Annotated in this window: 9 protein-coding genes; 4 read left to right on the top strand and 5 right to left on the bottom strand. The window is 72.6% G+C overall.

All coding sequences use genetic code 11. The annotated features are described in order from the left end of the window. Positions 1–158 precede the first annotated feature (158 nt). Positions 159–1442 (top strand): LLM class flavin-dependent oxidoreductase, encoded by a 1284-nt coding sequence (locus ACFZAM_RS17750; protein ID WP_355343215.1) that lies wholly within the window; start codon positions 159–161, stop codon positions 1440–1442. 270 nt (positions 1443–1712) lie between these two features. Continuing rightward, positions 1713–3461 (top strand): glycosyl hydrolase family 18 protein, encoded by a 1749-nt coding sequence (locus ACFZAM_RS17745; protein WP_355343298.1) that lies wholly within the window; start codon positions 1713–1715, stop codon positions 3459–3461. A 124-nt stretch (positions 3462–3585) separates the two neighbouring features. On the opposite strand, the gene ACFZAM_RS17740 is transcribed toward ACFZAM_RS17745, so the two are convergent. Beyond that, a complete protein-coding gene (locus ACFZAM_RS17740) occupies positions 3586–5409 on the bottom strand; it encodes an EAL domain-containing protein (RefSeq protein WP_391047035.1) in 1824 nt (607 codons plus the stop codon). A 252-nt stretch (positions 5410–5661) separates the two neighbouring features. Between ACFZAM_RS17740 and ACFZAM_RS17735 the strand changes: the two genes are divergently transcribed. Both ACFZAM_RS17735 and ACFZAM_RS17730 read left to right on the top strand, forming a co-directional pair. Next, positions 5662–7005, top strand: a complete 1344-nt coding sequence (locus ACFZAM_RS17735; protein ID WP_391047032.1) for a M6 family metalloprotease domain-containing protein — start codon at positions 5662–5664, stop codon at positions 7003–7005. 4 nt (positions 7006–7009) lie between these two features. Further along, positions 7010–8308, top strand: a complete 1299-nt coding sequence (locus ACFZAM_RS17730; RefSeq protein ID WP_355343224.1) for a M6 family metalloprotease domain-containing protein — start codon at positions 7010–7012, stop codon at positions 8306–8308. A 20-nt stretch (positions 8309–8328) separates the two neighbouring features. Here ACFZAM_RS17730 and ACFZAM_RS17725 read toward each other — a convergent pair whose 3' ends face one another. From ACFZAM_RS17725 to ACFZAM_RS17710, 4 genes are all read right to left on the bottom strand, one after another. Beyond that, a complete protein-coding gene (locus ACFZAM_RS17725; protein WP_355343227.1) occupies positions 8329–8757 on the bottom strand; it encodes an OsmC family protein in 429 nt (142 codons plus the stop codon). 70 nt (positions 8758–8827) lie between these two features. Then, on the bottom strand, positions 8828–9880 hold the full coding sequence (locus tag ACFZAM_RS17720; protein ID WP_391047029.1) for a polysaccharide deacetylase family protein: 1053 nt from the start codon (positions 9878–9880) through the stop codon (positions 8828–8830). Between the two features lie 129 nt (positions 9881–10009). Further along, positions 10010–13303, bottom strand: a complete 3294-nt coding sequence (lysX, locus tag ACFZAM_RS17715; RefSeq protein WP_391047027.1) for a bifunctional lysylphosphatidylglycerol synthetase/lysine--tRNA ligase LysX — start codon at positions 13301–13303, stop codon at positions 10010–10012. Positions 13304–13389: 86 nt separating this feature from the next. Then, positions 13390–16002: a phosphatidylglycerol lysyltransferase domain-containing protein gene (locus tag ACFZAM_RS17710; protein ID WP_391047024.1), complete on the bottom strand. Its 2613-nt coding sequence runs from the start codon at positions 16000–16002 to the stop codon at positions 13390–13392. Between the last annotated feature and the right edge of the window lie 39 nt (positions 16003–16041).

Genomic DNA, 16041 nt, shown 5'->3' with positions numbered 1-16041 from the left:
TTATCCGGGGCTCTTCAAGCGTATATGCAGGAAGGGGCCACCCTGGCATATGCCGACGTCATTACCCGAAAAGGAAACGGCGGGGGAACCGTACAATCCGCGCCCGGGAATAACCGGACGCGGGCTCCGGTTGTCGGTCGGGCAGGGGTGGGGCAGACATGGGCACGGAGACGATCGAGGAGGCGCCCGCCGTGGGTGACGAACGACAGGGCGAACAGCAGGGCGAACGAACGGACGGGCGGTCCGCTACGGACGGCCGGTCCCGTACGGACGGCCGGGACGGCGACACCGGTACGCTCCGCGGCCGGGGCATCCGCGGCCCGGTCCGCGGCACCGCCCCCGTACCGCTGTCCGTACTGGATCTGGCCACCGTCGGCAGCGGCTTCACCGCCACCGACGCGCTGCGCACCAGCGTCGAGATCGCCAGGACCGCGGAGACCCGCGGCTACCACCGGATGTGGGTGGCCGAGCACCACTCGATGCCGGGCGTCGCCAGCTCCTCGCCCGCGGTGATCCTCGCCCACCTCGCCGCCCACACCCGCACGCTGCGGCTCGGCTCCGGCGGGGTGATGCTGCCCAACCACGCGCCGCTGGTGATCGCCGAGCAGTTCGGCACCCTGGAGGCGCTGGCCCCCGGCCGGATCGACCTCGGTCTCGGCCGCGCGCCCGGCACCGACGGCGCGACGGCCGCCGCGCTGCGCCGCACCGACCGGCTGCACGAGGGCGCGGACGAATTCCCGCAGCAGCTCGCGGAGTTGACCCGGTTCCTGGACGACGACTTCCCCGACGGGCACCGCTACGCGCGCATTCACGCCATTCCCGGCCCGGTGCAGGGCACGGCGCCCGGCGGCGTCCAGTCGGCGGGCCGCCCGAGCGTGTGGCTGCTGGGCTCCTCCGGCTTCAGCGCGCGACTGGCGGGCACGCTCGGCCTGCCGTTCTCCTTCGCGCACCACTTCTCGGCCGCCAACACCGTTCCCGCGCTGGCCCTTTACCGCGAGTCCTTCCGGCCCTCGGAGATCCTGGACCGCCCCTACGCCTCGATCGGCGTCGCCGCGCTGGCCGCCGACGACCCGGCCGAGGCGCGCCGCCAGGTGCTCTCCGGCGCGCTGAGCATGCTGCGGCTGCGTACCGGACGCCCCGGCCTGGTGCCGACGCCCCAGGAGGCCGAGGCGTACGAATTCAGCCCGGCGGAACGGGACTTCGTGGACTCGTGGCTGGTGAACATCATCCACGGCGACCCGGACACGGTGCGTACCGGACTCGACCAGCTCGTGGACCGTACCGGCGCCGACGAGTTGGTGATCACCGCCAACGCGCACACGCCGTCGGTCCGGCTGCGTTCCTACGACCTCATCGCGGACGCGTACGGCTTCCCGAAGGACATCGCGACGGCCTCCGCCGAGGCCCCGTCGGGTGTCTCCTCCGAGGTCGCCGCCGGTTAAAGACTCATTTCCGGCCGGTGCGTGGTCCAACGTCGCGCGACGGCCCCTGACCAGCCTTAAGTCAGCGTTAAAGCCGCTTGTCACCCGGTTGACGAGCGGCTTTGCCGTTGTCGCGGAACGCTACCGGCCGGTCGCCTTCCGCAGGATTGGTCTAGTCCAAGTCTGGTTCAGACCATTGACGTGCACTTGACGAGGGGTTATCCATTCACCAGCCCCCTGTTGTTCCTCCCTCTCCCCCCGGAGGTACTCGTGCAGTCCAGGAAGAGAGCGATCGTGGCAGCCGTCACGACCGCCGCCCTCACCGCCGGAGCGCTCACCGCGCTCGTCGCCGGAGTGGGCACAGCCCAGGCGGACACCACCGCCGCCGCCAAGCCCGCGGCCGCCGCCGCGAGCAGCGGCGGCGTGAAGATCGCCTATTACGACCAGTGGAGCGTGTACGGCAACGCCTACTACCCGAAGAACCTCGACACGTCGGGGGTGGCGGGCAAACTCGACATCCTCAACTACTCGTTCGAGAACATCGACCCCTCGAACCTGACCTGTTTCGAGGCCACCAAGGCGTCGGACTCCACGAACGAGTCCAACCCCAACGCCGGTGACGGCGCGGGCGACTCCTTCGCCGACTACCAGAAGTCGTTCGGCGCGGACATCAGCGTGGACGGTGTCGCCGACACCTGGAACCAGCCGATCGTCGGCAACTTCAACCAGCTCAAGAAGCTGAAGGCGAAGCACCCCAACCTGAAGATCGTCGCCTCGATCGGCGGCTGGACCTACTCCAAGTACTTCTCCGACGTGGCGGCCACGGACGCCAGCCGGAAGAAGTTCGTCAGCTCCTGCATCGACATGTTCATCAAGGGCAATCTGCCCGTGCAGGGCGGCTACGGCGGCCCCGGCAGCGGTGCCGGGATCTTCGACGGCTTCGACATCGACTGGGAGTACCCCGGCTCGCCCAACGGCCACGTGGGCAACCACTACAGCCCCAACGACAAGGCCAACTTCACCGCGCTGCTCGCGGAGTTCCGCACCGAGCTGAACGCGTACGGCACGGCCAACGGCAACAAGAAGATGCTGCTGACCGCCGCGCTCCCGGCCGGCCAGGACAAGATCGCGCAGATCGAGACCAACAAGGTCGGGCAGTACCTCGACTACGCGAACATCATGACGTACGACATGCACGGAGCCTGGGACGCGACCGGTCCGACCAACCTCCAGGACCCGCTGTACCAGTCGCCGACCGACCCGTCCACGGCGATCCCGCCGGGCACCGAGAAGTACAGCACCGATCACGCCATCAACGCGTGGATCAACGGTAATTCGGCCTACGGCATCGCGGGCGGCTTCCCGTCCACGAAGATCACCATGGGCTACCCGCTGTACTACCGCGGCTGGACCGGCGTACCCGCGGGCAGCAACCACGGCCTGTACCAGTCCGCTTCGGGCCCCGCCCCGGCGCGCGGCATCAGCCAGGTCGCGGGCACCGCGTACTACAAGGAGCTCACCGGGCTCGTGGACAACGCCTCCACGACGTTCTACGACCCGAGCACCCAGGCCAACTGGTTCTACAACGGGACCGAGTTCTGGACCGGCCTCGGCGCCCAGGCGATCCAGGCCAAGGCGGACTACGCGCACTGCCACAACCTGGCCGGCTCGATGATGTACTCGCTGCTCGACCTCGATCCCGCCGCCACCCTCTTCAACAAGATCGTGACGGCGACCAACGGGTCCGCGTCCGGCTGCGGCACGACCACCACGCCGCCGACCACCCCGCCGACCACGCCTCCCACCACCCCGCCGACGACGCCCCCCACGACGCCGCCGACGACCCCGCCCACCACGCCTCCGACCACCCCGCCGGGCGGCACCTGCACCCTGCCGTCCTGGTCCGCCTCCGCGGTCTACGTCGGTGGCAACCAGGTCTCCTGGAAGGGCCACAAGTGGAACGCCAAGTGGTGGACCACCAATGAGGAGCCCGGTACGACCGGGGAATGGGGCGTGTGGCAGGACCTCGGGGCCTGCTGACGCGGCTCACCTCCTGACCGCATGACCCGGGGCCCGCGTCCTTTCTCCCCCCAAGGACGCGGGCCCCTTCCGCGTGCCGCCGTCCCGCGGCGCGTACCGCCCCGGTCCCGCGGCGCGTGCCGCCTCAGTCCAGCAGCGCGGAGATCGCCGCCGCCGCCACGGGGCGCGAGTAGTGCCAGCCCTGGCCCGTGTCGCAGCCGATCCGCCGCAGGCGCTCCGCCTGCTCCGCGTTCTCCACGCACTCCGCCGTCACCGTCAGACCGAGCCGGTGGGCCAGTTCGACCAGCGCCTCGACGATCGTCTCGTCGGCCGGGTTGGGGTGTTCCGCGGAGCGGAAGCCCTGCACGAAGGAGCCGTCCAGCTTCAGGGCCGAGACCGGGAGGCGGCTCATGTAGGCGAGGTTGGAGTAACCGGTGCCGAAGTCGTCGATGGCGATCCGTACGCCCATCTCGTCCAGGGCGTGCAGCGCCTGGAGGGGGCGGCCGGCGGAGCCCATCACGGCGGACTCGGTGAGTTCCAACTGGAGCAGCCGCGGCGGCAGACCGGTGTCGGCGAGGATCGCGGCGACGTCGGCGACCAGGTCGGAGTCCCAGACCTGGCGTACGGCCACGTTGACACTGACCACCAACGGCGCCTCGGGGTGGGCCAGTTGCCAGGCGCGGGCCTGGCGGCAGGACTCGGCGAGCACCCAGCGGCCGAGCTGGACGATGGAGCCGTCCTCCTCGGCGAGACCGATGAAGCGGTTGGGCGCCAGCCGCCCGAAGTGCGGGTGCTCCCAGCGCACCAGCGCCTCGACACCGCGCAGCTCGCCCGAGTCGAGGGCGACCAACGGCTGGTAGTCCAGGACGAATTCGCCGCGCTCGACGGCCTGCCGCAGCGTACGGGACAGGGCCTGACGGGTCATCCGGTGCTCGTTGCGCTCCGGGTCGAAGAGCGTCCAGCGCGCCTTGCCGTCGGCCTTGGCCCAGTACAGCGTGGTGTCGGCGGCCTGCATCAGACCGGTGGCCGACGTGCCCGCCGCCTCCCGTTCGACCACGCCGATGCTGGCGGAGACCGCGAGCCGGTGGCCGCCCACGTCGAACGGCGGCTGGAGCGCGGCCAGTACGGCCTCGGCCAGATCCGTCGCCTGCCCTGTACCGGTGGAGTCCCGTACCAGCAGGGCGAATTCGTCGCCGCCGAGCCGCGCCACCAGGTGCCCGCCGGGCTCGGCGCAGGCCAGCAGGCGACGGCCCACGGCGGCCAGCAGTTCGTCGCCGACGCGGTGGCCGAGCGTGTCGTTGACCGCCTTGAAGCCGTCCAGGTCCAGATAGCACAGGCCGATCCGGCCGGTCCGGCTGCCGTGGTCGCCGACGGCGGCCGACAGCCGCTCGAAGAACAGCGCGCGGTTGGGCAGTCTGCTGACCGGGTCGTGCATGCGCAGGTGCCGCAGCTCCTCGCGCAGGGTGTCCCGCTCGCCGACGTCCTCGACGGACAGCAGCAGCGGGCGCGCGCCGGTGCGCGAGAGCGTGATCTCGGCGTGCACGGTGCTGCCGTCCGGCCGGGTGATGCCGCGCGTGCAGCGCAGCCGTTCGCGGCGGCCGGTGAGCACGTCGTGGAAGGCGGCGCGGGCGTGCCGGTCGCCGCTCAGGCCGAGGAGCGCGGCGGCGCCCGTGGCGCTCATCCGCTCGGGCGAGGCGCCCAGCAGCGCGCCGAGCGCGCCGTTGGCCTCCAGGACCGTGCCGTCGGGGGCGAGCAGCGCCATCGCGGTCTGGGCGATGGCGAAGGCGGCCCGGTAGTCGCGCAGGTCGGCGTCGCCCGGCCGCGCGGCCGTACTTCCCTGCCCCGCCGTCCGTCCGGCCGGCTGCGGTTCCCCGCCGCCGCCGGAGTGTGGGGCAGAGGTGTGACTGTGCGTGATGACTTGTGCTGTGCTTTCGGGCTCGACACCTGGGCCGCCCGAGGGTCCGCCCATGGCCCGCTCCCCGCTTCGCGCTCGTCTCGATCGCGATCATATGGGCTGGCGGAGTTGGTGTTCCAGCGCCCTGGTGGTGATTCTCCGCACGTGTGCTGACGGATCGACCGAACGTGTCCGAACGGATCGCTCATGTGATCGCATCCCTGGGGACATTACGCACCGTAGTGACCGCTGTGCGACGCCCGTACGCCTCCCGCACACCGCCCGGCTGGAGCAGTCGGACAGGACATATCGTCACATTCCATAGCAATGTGGGGGAGGTGTCCCGAACGGGTTCACGAATCCTCCCCGGAGGTCCATGTGCGGCGGTCAGCCAGCTCGTCAGGCTCCTCAGGCGTCTCGATAGGCGTACCGCCCCGCGCGCGGCGGCGTGTCCTGCGCTCCGCCGCGGCGGCGCTCAGCGTCTTCAGCGCCGTGGTCGCCTGGACGCTGACGACCGGCCCCGCCGCGTCCGCCGCCGTCGGCAGCGCCTGCCTCCTGCCGCGCACCGGCGCCCACCACTCCGAGGGCGTCGACACCTGGGAGAGCGGCTACACCCGGCCGACCGGCCACATGAAGGCCCTCATGGTCTTCCTCGACTTCCCCGGCACCGCGCCCGACCTCACCACCCAGCAGGTCGCCGCCGACCACTTCCCGGCCACCACCCGCTTCTTCGACCGCGCCTCGTACGGCCGCTTCGACCTCGGCGTCCACCCCGTCACCCGCTGGCTGCGCATGCCGCGCCCGGCCACCGACTACGCGATCAGCCGCGACTGGAACGCCGCCGACCGCACCGCCTACCTGCGCGACGCCATCGCCGCCGCCGACCCGGTGGTCGACTTCCACGGCTACGACGTCGTCTACCTCGTCGCCGACCCCGACGCGCCCGGCGTCGACTCCGACGCCACCAAGGTCGTCAACCTCTCCACCCCGATCACCGTCGACGGCACCCCGCTGCGCCGGCTCGTCACCGTCTTCGAACGGCACCCGCCGGACCGCAACGTGCTCGCCCACGAGACCGGCCACGTCTTCGACCTGCCCGACCTGTACTACCGGCCGCCCGCGGGCAGCAACGCCGACTGGGACACCCACGTCGGCGACTGGGACCTGATGGGCAGCCAGTTCGGCCTCGCGCCCGACCCCTTCGCCTGGCACAAGTGGAAGCTCGGCTGGATCACCTCCGACCAGGTCGGCTGCGTCACCCGCGCGGGCACCACCTACCAGGACCTCAGCCCCGACGAGACCCCCGGCGGCACCAAGCTGATCGTCGTACGCACCGGGCCCGACACCGCCCTCGCCATCGAGGCGCGCACCGCCACCGGCAACGACCACGCCGCCTGCCGCCAGGGCATCCTGCTCTACAAGGTGCGCTCCGACATCGAGTCGGGCGACGGACCCATCGCGGTGATCGACGGCCACCCCCACACCTCCGCGTGCCGGGCCACCTCCGTCTACCCGCCGCTGGCCGACGCGCCGCTGGGCGTGGGGGAGTCCTACGCCGTACCCGACGGCTCCACCCGCGTGACGGTCTCCGCCCACAATTCGGACGGCACCTGGACGGTCAAGATCGTCGAGGGGTCGCCCGTCGGCGACGACACCGGCCACAGGAGCTAACGCCATGGCCTCCACCAAGGGGTCTGGACCGCGCCGCCCGGCCACGACGGGGTCGGGGCCGCGCCGGCTGACCCGGACCGGACTGCGCTGCACCGCGCTCTTCGCGCTCGGGCTGCTCGCCGTCGGCAGCACCGTCTCCGCGGGCCCGCGCACCCCCGCGCTCAACGCCTCGCCGCCGCCCGCCGCCCGGCCCTGCGCCCTGCGGGCCGTCCCCGGCGTCGCCATGTCCGAGGGCTTCCCCGACAGCTCCAGCCGCGGCCCCAACGCCGAATTCGCCCCCTCCACCGGCACCCTGCACGCCCTGACCCTGCTGATCGACTTCCCCGACGCGCCCGCCCAGTACAGCGCCGCCGACCGCTACGGCGAGTTCTTCCCCGCGGTCAAGAAGTGGTACGCCGTCAGCTCGTACGGCCGCCTCGACTACGAGTCCACGCCGGTGCTGCGCTACATACGGATGCCGCGGCCCTTCAGCGCGTACGGGATCGGCCGCGGCTACGGCTGGGACGCCCACACCGAGATGATGCGCGACCTGCTCAAGGTCGCCGACCACTCCATCGACTTCCGCGGCTACGACCTGGTCAACATCCTCGTCACCCCCAACGCGGGGCCGCCCGCCGACGAGGCGGTGCTCTCGGTCACCTGGACCGGCGCGTCCGCCGCGACCACCGACGACGGCGCCCACCTCGACAAGGTCTCCCTCATCTACGGCCACGACCAGTCGGGCCCGCGCGTCCTCAGCCACGAGAACGGCCACGCGCTCGGCCTGCCCGACCTCTACGCCGCCGACGACTTCCCGCGCACCGACACACTCGCCGGGCAGTGGGACAGCATGTCCCTCGACTGGGGACTGCAGGGCGACCTGTTCGCCTGGCACAAGTGGAAGCTCGGCTGGCTCGACGACAGCCAGATCGCCTGCGTCACCGGCCGCACCGACACGACCTACGAACTCGGCGCCGTCGAGATCCCCGGCGGACGCAAAGCCGTCGTGATCCCGTACAGCCGCACCGGGGTCTTCGTCCTGGAGGCCAGGCAGCAGCTCGGCAACGACAAGGACGCGTGCCGCGCGGGTGTGCTCGCCTACCGGGTCCGCACCGACGTCGACTCGGGCAAGGGCCCGGTGACCGTCGTGGACGCCCATCCCCGCACCTCCGCCTGCGACTTCAGCAGCGGCGCCTTCAACTCCCTGAACGACGCGCCCTTCAGCGTCGGCGAGGGCTCCACCGACAAGGCGTCCGGGCTGACCTTCAAGGTGCTGGGAAGGACAGCGGCGGGCGCGTGGAAGATCCACGTCACCCGCCGCTGATCAGGCGTCAGAGACCGTGCTCAGTCCAGCAGTTCGGCGTTGAGCGTGATCGTCGTGCCCGCGAGCGCCTTGCTGACCGGGCAGTTCTCCTTGGCGCCCTGCGCCGCCGCCTCGAAGTCACCGGCGGAGATGCCGGGGACACGCGCCTTCACCGTCAAGACGATGCCGGTGATGCCCTCACCCGGCTGGAAGGTCACGTCGGCCTGCGTCTGCACCGACTCGGGCGGGGTGCCCGCGCCCGCCAGACCGTGCGAGAGCGCCATCGAGAAGCAGGAGGAGTGGGCCGCGGCGATCAGCTCCTCGGGGCTGGTCTTGCCGTTCGCCTCCTCCGCGCGGGAGGCCCACGTCACGTCGTACGAGCCGACGCCCGAGGTGTCGAGCGAGACGGTCCCGGCGCCGCCCATCAGCGGGCCCTTCCACTGGGTCGTCGCGGTGCGGGTGGTTGCCATGGTGAAGCCTCCAAGAGGTACCGACGGATGGCGGGAACGCCTCCTGAACGCTACCTCGCGCGCGCCACGATCAGCGCGCGGGGAAGCTGTATGTCCAGCCCTGCGCGTCGAGCCTGTCCAGCAGCCGCGACAGCGCCCGCACCGTCTGGGCGCGGTCGCCGCCGCCGTCGTGCATCAGCACGATGGAGCCGGGGCGCAGTTGACGGTCGATGTTCGCCAGCACCTTGGCGGTGCCGGGCCGCTCCCAGTCGCGGGAGTCCACCGTCCAGCCCAGCGGGCGCAGCCCGTGGCCGGCGGCGATGTGACGGATCGTCGGGGTGAAGTCGCCGCCGGGCGCCCGGTAGTACCAGAGCTTCGCGCCGGCGCCCGCGGCTTTGGTTATCTCGCGCTGCGCGTCGACTATCTCGTGCGTGTTGTACGCCGCGGACCTGCTGCTCTGCCGCTCGTTGTGGTGCACGGAGTGGTCGCACAGCCGGTGGCCCGCCGTGGTGATCTGCCGGACCAGGTCGGGGTGGGCGGCGGCGTTGGGGCCGATCTCGCAGAAGGTCGCCTTCGCGTGGTGCGCGGCCAGCAGAGCCAGGACCTGCGGGGTCCAGCGCGGGTCGGGGCCGTCGTCGAAGGTCAGCGCGACGGACCTGCCGCCGTCCTCGGTGGAGTGCTGGATCGACTCGCCGGCCGGGGCGCCGGTGGCGGGGCTCCCCGAGGGGTCGGCGGGACCGGCCGAGGGCTCCAGGGGCCCGGTCGGCTGCCCGGGGACCGTCTGCGACGGGACGGTCCCGGACGGATCGGTGGGCACGGGACCCGTCCGCGACGGATCGGTCGGTGCGGGACCGTTCTGCGCGGGACCCGGTCCGGACGGCTGCGAGCCGGACGGATCGCCCGGCGGAGAGGTCCGCTGGGACGGGATGCCCGCGGCCGGGCCGGACGCCTCACCCGACGCGGTCGAGGACGGCGCGCGCGAGGAGGCCCGCGCGTCGTCCGCCCCGCTCGCCGCGGCCCCGCCGTGCTGTGTGCCGCACGCCGCGAGCGCGGTCCCGGCGAGCGCCGCGGTGGCCACCGCGGCGGCGGTCCGCCGTACGGCCGTGCGGCTCAACATCCCAGATCGTCCGGTTTTGTACGTCATGCGGACCACCGTAAACATGCTCCGAACGGGTGATGCAAGGCCCCCCGCCCCGCGCCCGGCCCCGGGGAACCCGCCCCGCGCCCCCGCGAATCCGGCCGCGCACCCCCCGCGACCCGCCGCGCGGCACGGTCAGCGGCGACGTACCAACGGGAAAGGCAGCGTCTCACGGATCGTCCGGCCCGTGAGGAACATCACCAGCCGGTCCACCCCGATCCCCAGCCCGCCGGTCGGCGGCATCGCGTACTCCAGCGCCGTCAGGAAGTCCTCGTCCAGCTCCATCGCCTCCGGGTCGCCGCCCGCCGCCAGCAGCGACTGCCGGGTCAGCCGGGCCCGCTGCTCCACCGGATCGGTCAGCTCGGTGTACGCCGTGCCCAGCTCCGTGCCGTACGCCACCAGGTCCCAGCGTTCGGCCAGCCGCGGATCGGTGCGGTGCTGCCTGGTCAGCGGCGAGACCTCGGCCGGGAAGTCCTTGTAGAAGCACGGCGTGGTGGTGCGCTCCTCCACCAGCCGCTCGTACATCTCCAGCGCCACGTCGGCCGGGCCGTCCTCCGGGCCGTACGGCACCCCCGCCCGGTCGCACAGCGCGCGCAGCCGCGCCAGCGGCGTCCCCGCGTCGACCTCCTCGCCCAGCGCCAGCGAGATCGCCCCGAACACCGTCCGCACCGGCCACCGCCCCGACAGGTCGACCTCCGCGCCGTCCGGCCGCCGGGCCGTCTGCCCGCCGTTCGCCGCGACGGCCGCCGCCTGGATCAGCTCCCGCGCCAGATCGAGCATCACGTCGTAGTCCGCGAACGCCTGATACGCCTCCAGCATCGTGAACTCGGGGTTGTGCTTGTACGACACACCCTCGTTGCGGAAGGTCCTGCCCAGCTCGAAGACCCGCTCCACCCCGCCGACGCACAGCCGCTTCAGATACAGCTCGGGCGCGATCCGCAGATACAGGTCGAGGTCGTAGGCGTTGATGTGCGTGGTGAACGGGCGGGCGTTCGCGCCGCCGTGCACCGGCTGGAGCATCGGCGTCTCGACCTCCAGGAAGCCGCGGTCGGCCAGCGTCGTACGGACCGCGCCGACGGCCGCGCTGCGGGCGGTGAGCAGGGAACGCGCCTCGGGGGAGACCACCAGCGCCAGATAGCGCTGCCGCACCCGCGCCTCCGGGTCGGTCAGGCCGCGCCGCTTGTCCGGCAGCGGGTGCAGGCACTTGCCGGTCAGCGTCCAGGAGTACGCCTCCGCGGTCGGCTCACCGCCGCGGCTGACCGTCATCGCCCCCTCGACCCGGAGCAGGTCGCCGAGGTCCACGCCCGACTCGAACTCCCGCAGACCGTCCCGTCCGAGACGATCCCTGGTCAGCATGATCTGGAGGTCGCCCGACCAGTCCCGCAGCGTCACGAAGACGACCCCGCCGTGGTCGCGCACCCGCAGCACCCGGCCCGCGAGCGCCACCGCGCTGCCCGCCCCCGCCGTACGCGCCACCGCCAGCGTGTGCGTCGGCCCCGCGCTCACCGGATACGGGTCGACGCCGTCGCGCCGCATTCCCTCGACCTTGGCCAGGCGCACACGGACCTGCTCGGCGGGGCCGTGCGGGTCCGCGGGGGCGTGACGGCCGCGCTCGGCCGCGGCGGCCGTCACGCTCGCCGTCGTCATCCCCGCCGCCGTACCGCCCACCACGGCCGCCGTCGCACCGGCCACCGCCGTACCGCCCACCGCCCCCGCTCCCGTACCGCCCGCCGCGGACCGGCGGCGGCGCCGGAAGCGCAGGCTCGGGAGTTCCACGAAACCCTCGGCGATGCCCGAGGCCAGGCCGATCCTGGCCATGTCCTTGCCGTCGGCGTAACACAGGTACCGCGGGTACCAGTGCGGCTGGTACTTCACGTTCGAGCGGTACATCGCCTCAAGCTGCCACCAGCGGGAGAAGAACAGCAACAGCCGCCGCCACATCCGCAGGACGGGCCCCGCGCCGATCCGGGCGCCCTCCTCGAAAGCGGACCTGAACACCGCGAAGTTCAGCGAGACCCGCCGGACACCCAGCGCGCCCGCGCCCGCGGCCAGCTCGGTGACCATGAACTCCATGATCCCGTTGGGCGCCGTACGGTCCCGCCGCATCACGTCGAGCGACACCCCGTCGTGCCCCCACGGCACGAACGACAGCAGCGCGGTCACCCGCCCCTTGTCGTCCAGCGCCTCCACCAGCAGGCACTCGCCGTCCGCCGGGTCGCCGAGCCGCCCCAGCGCCATCGAGAAGCCGCGCTCGGTGTCGGTGTCCCGCCAGGCGTCCGCCAGCCGTTCGACCTCCCGCAGCTCCTCGGGCGACAGGTCGTGGTGCCGCCGGATGCGGGTGGTCGCCCCGGTCCGCCGCACCCGGTGCACCGCCTGCCGGATACCGCGCATCTCGCGGCCCGCCAGGTCGAAGTCCGTCACGTCGAGAATCGCCTCGTCGCCCAGCTCCAGCGCGCCGAGCCCCGCCCGCGCGTACGCCTTCGCGCCCTCCTCGCCCGCGCCCATCACCGCCGGCACCCAGCCGTACGCCCCCGCGTGCGCCAGCCACGCGTCGATCGCCGGACCCCACGCCTCCGGGTCGCCCAGCGGGTCACCGCTGGCCAGACAGACCCCCACCTCCACCCGGAACGTCACCGCGGACTTGCCGCTCGGCGAGAACACCACCGACTTGTCGCGCCGCGTCGCGAAGTAGCCCAACGAGTCCTTGTCCCCGTACCGCGCCAGCAGCGCGCGGATACGGTCCTCGTCGTCCCCCCGCAGCGCCGCCTCCATCCGCTGCGACCTGAACAGCGCCGCCGCCGCGCACAGCAGGGCCGCCGCGCCGAACAGGCCGAGCCAGAAATTCGTCCAGTACGGCGGCCTGCCGATGTCCGGCAGGTCGTTCACCCCGCCGACCACCTTGTTGACCGCCCACCGCAGCCGGTTCCCGCCCTCCAGCGTCCCCGGGAACAGCGTCAGCAGCCCCCACCCCAGCAGCACCCCGATCGCCAGCCCGCACACCAGCACCAGCAGCGCCCGCCAGAACGCCCCCTTGCGCACCCGCGCCGAGAACTCGCCCCGCGCGGCGATCACCGCGCCCAGCACCGTGCCCGTGATCAGCAGCGCCGGGATCGCGCTCCAGTCGCGCACCGCGATCAGCACCAGATTCGCCACCACGGTCAGACCGAGGAAGACCGCCACGATCCAGTACGCCACCCGTTTGCGGGCCGCCATCGCGCCGCCCAGCAGCACCAGGAACGCCGCGTACGCCAGATTCGGCGACGCCGGCACCGTCAGGATCTCCACCCACCGGCGCACCGGGTCCAGCAGGGGCCGCAACGGGGAGACGACGGCCAGGGTGGCGCAGAACAGGGCCAGAATCCCGAAGAATTCTCCGAACCAGCCCGGAATTCTGGGCGCCACCCGCCCCCACGCCACCTTCCCGGGCATCGGCTCCGCCTCTCCTCCCACGCACCTGGCGCCTTCAGCTTTCCCCAACCCGGCGTGACGCGCCTCCCCAGGCGTACGGCTCCGGGCTAGGGAGCACCGTCCTCAGGGGTGAGGAGGGTGCCGCGGTGGCGGAGACGGGGTCCGGTCAGGAACCCCTCGGCGATGGCATTGGCGGCAGCCACCCGCGGAAGGTCGGCTCTCCGCTCGAAGAGCACATAGCGGGCCTGCCAGCGCGGCGCGAACGCCGCGTAGCCCCGCTCGCGGGCGGCGACCTGCCCGAGGCGGGCGAGAAGCCGCAGCGGGGCGCGGCGCAGCCGCGAGGACAGGGCGCCGCGGAAGGCGGTGAAGTTGAGGGACACGCGGGTGACCGCGCCCAGCGGAGCCCTACCGGCGGCGGCGCGCAGCAGCACCTCGGTGAGGAGGAAATCCACCGGGGCCCGCCCGGACTCCCGGTCGCGCCGGATGAGGTCGAGGGTGAGCCCGTCGGGCCCCCAGGGCACGAACGTGACCATCGCGCAGGTCCGCCCGTGCGGATCGAGGCACTCCGCCAGGAGACAGTCCCCGTCGGCCGCGTCACCGAGCCGCCCGAGCGCCACGGAGAAGCCGCGCTCGGCGGGGTGCCGCCGCCACCTGTCGGCCAGATGCGCCAGCCGCCGCAGTTCGTCCGGGGCGATCTCCCGGTGCCTGCGCAGCACCACCGAGTAGCCCGCGCCGCCGAGCACCCCGTGCGCCTGCCGCAGCGCGCTCAGCTCGGCGGAGCCCGTATCGGCGAAGACGGCGGCGAAGGAGGCCGCCTCCACCACCGCCTCGTCACCGGACGGCAGCGCGCGGAAACCGGCCGCCTCGTACACCACGGCCGCCGCGGGCCCCGCGCTGGTGACGGCCGGGACCCAGGCGTGCCGCCGCGCCGTGTCCAGCCAGTGGTCGACGGCCCGCGGCCAGGCCGCCCGGTCGCCGACGAGGTCACCGGAGGCGAGCGCGACCCCGTTCACCACGCGGTAGAGGACGGCCGCGTCCCGCTCCGGGGTCCAGGACACCGCCTTGTCGCGGCGCAGCGCGAAGTAGCCGAGCGAGTCGCGCCGCCCGTACACCCGCAGCAGCGCCCGCAGCCGCCGCTCGTCTGCGGGCAGCAGCCGGTCCCGGCCGCGCGGCGAGCGGAAGAAGGCGAGCAGGATGAGCAGCATCAGCGCGACGCTCAGGACGTTGATCGCCAGGTCCGTCCAGCCGGGCACCCGGATCTCGGGCAGGTCGAAGAGACCGGACACCGTCAGCACCCGCACCAGCGTGTACCGCGTACTGGCCCCCCACTGGCGCGGCGGCAGCTCGTCCGTCGCGTGCACCAGCAGTGTGCCGAGGCCGATCGCCACCGCGCCGCCGACGACGAAGGTCGTCAGCCCCAGCGCCACATTGCCCCGCTCGCCGCGCACGTTGAACACCGTCCTGGACACCAGCAGCGCGAACAGCACCAGCCCGGTCACCCCCAGCGACACCCAGTTGAACGGATGCCCGCGCGTCACCGGCAGCGCCGCCACACCCGCCAGGCACAGCAGTGTGTATCCGCCGGTCAGCACGGTCGTGACGATCCAGGCGGCCCGCTTGCGGCGGCGCAGGCTCACCGACAGCACCAGCGCGAGCACCGCGCCGGTGAAACCGGGGCTGACCAGGAAGGCGGTGAAGAACTCGCCGTTCGAGGCGGCCCGCACCCGGTCGCGGAACGGCGCGATCACCCCGGTCACCGCGTTGACCGCGCACACCACCCGCAGATACCAGACGGTGAAGGCCGCACCCGGCTGCCGCAACGGCCGCAGCACGCGGGCCAGCAGCGTCTCGATCCTGGACGGCGGCAGCTCCACGATCGTCGGCCGCCGCGCGGGCTTGCGCGCGGGCGTCGTCGACGGCAGCGGCGCGCCCGCCACCGCGTCCATCATGGCCGTCTTCATCGCGACCATCCGCCGGTGGATCCGGTCCTCGCGCCGCTCGGCCCTGGCCATCCGGCGCGGCCGGGAGGTGTACCGCCAGCGCGCCCACGGACTGGCCGGGCGGGCCAGCCGCAGCGCGCCGACGATCGCCAGCACCGGCACCATCACCCCGAGCAGCCCCGTCCAGACCTTGCCCTTGGACAGGCACACCACCACGAAGCCGATCAGCACCCCGGCGCTCAGATACTGCTGGTACGACTCCCCGACGGCGAATCCGCCCAGCGGGGCCTGGCCGATCAGCAGCAGCCCGATCACCGACACCGCGAGGATCACCGCGTCGACCGACTGGCGGCCCTGCTCGCTCCAGTAGACGTCCTTCAGGTGCAGCACCAGCGCGAACTCGTCCAGCACCAGGCCGCAGCCGATCCCGAAGACCAGCGCGAGCACGTCGTGCACCGCCGGGCCGCCGCGTACGGCGAACGACCCGATGCCGCCGATCAGCATCATCGCCTGGCCGAACACCACATGGTGGATGTGCAGGCCGCCGGGCTGCACATTGCCCGGCCACCACTTCACCCCGCGCCGGATCATCCGCACGCTGAACCGGATGAACAGGAAGGAGCCGATCAGTCCGACCAGCAGCAGGAAGAGCGGCTCACGGCCGGTGTCCGCGATCCGCGTCCGGTACGCGTCGGCCAGCCAGTCCACCATGGCTCCAGGGTCGTCGTGGTGCGGGCCGTCGGCCACCCGGACGGCGCGTCCGCATGCCTGGACGTTCATACGAAGAAGGCCCCCCGCTTCCGCGAGGGGCCTTCGACC

The sequence above is a fragment of the Streptomyces sp. NPDC008079 genome, from assembly GCF_042957385.1.
GTDB lineage: Bacteria > Actinomycetota > Actinomycetes > Streptomycetales > Streptomycetaceae > Actinacidiphila.
The sequence above is the reverse complement of the archived record's forward strand: the minus strand, read 5'-3'. Positions and strand labels throughout refer to the sequence as shown.

Coding starts and splice junctions, on each gene's coding strand:
- ACFZAM_RS17725 (WP_355343227.1), bottom strand. CDS start 8,757: ATGGCAACCACCCGCACCGCGACGACCCAGTGGAAGGGCCCGCTGATG.
- ACFZAM_RS17750 (WP_355343215.1), top strand. CDS start 159: ATGGGCACGGAGACGATCGAGGAGGCGCCCGCCGTGGGTGACGAACGA.
- ACFZAM_RS17710 (WP_391047024.1), bottom strand. CDS start 16,002: ATGAACGTCCAGGCATGCGGACGCGCCGTCCGGGTGGCCGACGGCCCG.
- ACFZAM_RS17730 (WP_355343224.1), top strand. CDS start 7,010: ATGGCCTCCACCAAGGGGTCTGGACCGCGCCGCCCGGCCACGACGGGG.
- lysX (WP_391047027.1), bottom strand. CDS start 13,303: ATGCCCGGGAAGGTGGCGTGGGGGCGGGTGGCGCCCAGAATTCCGGGC.
- ACFZAM_RS17740 (WP_391047035.1), bottom strand. CDS start 5,409: ATGGGCGGACCCTCGGGCGGCCCAGGTGTCGAGCCCGAAAGCACAGCA.
- ACFZAM_RS17735 (WP_391047032.1), top strand. CDS start 5,662: ATGTGGGGGAGGTGTCCCGAACGGGTTCACGAATCCTCCCCGGAGGTC.
- ACFZAM_RS17720 (WP_391047029.1), bottom strand. CDS start 9,880: ATGACGTACAAAACCGGACGATCTGGGATGTTGAGCCGCACGGCCGTA.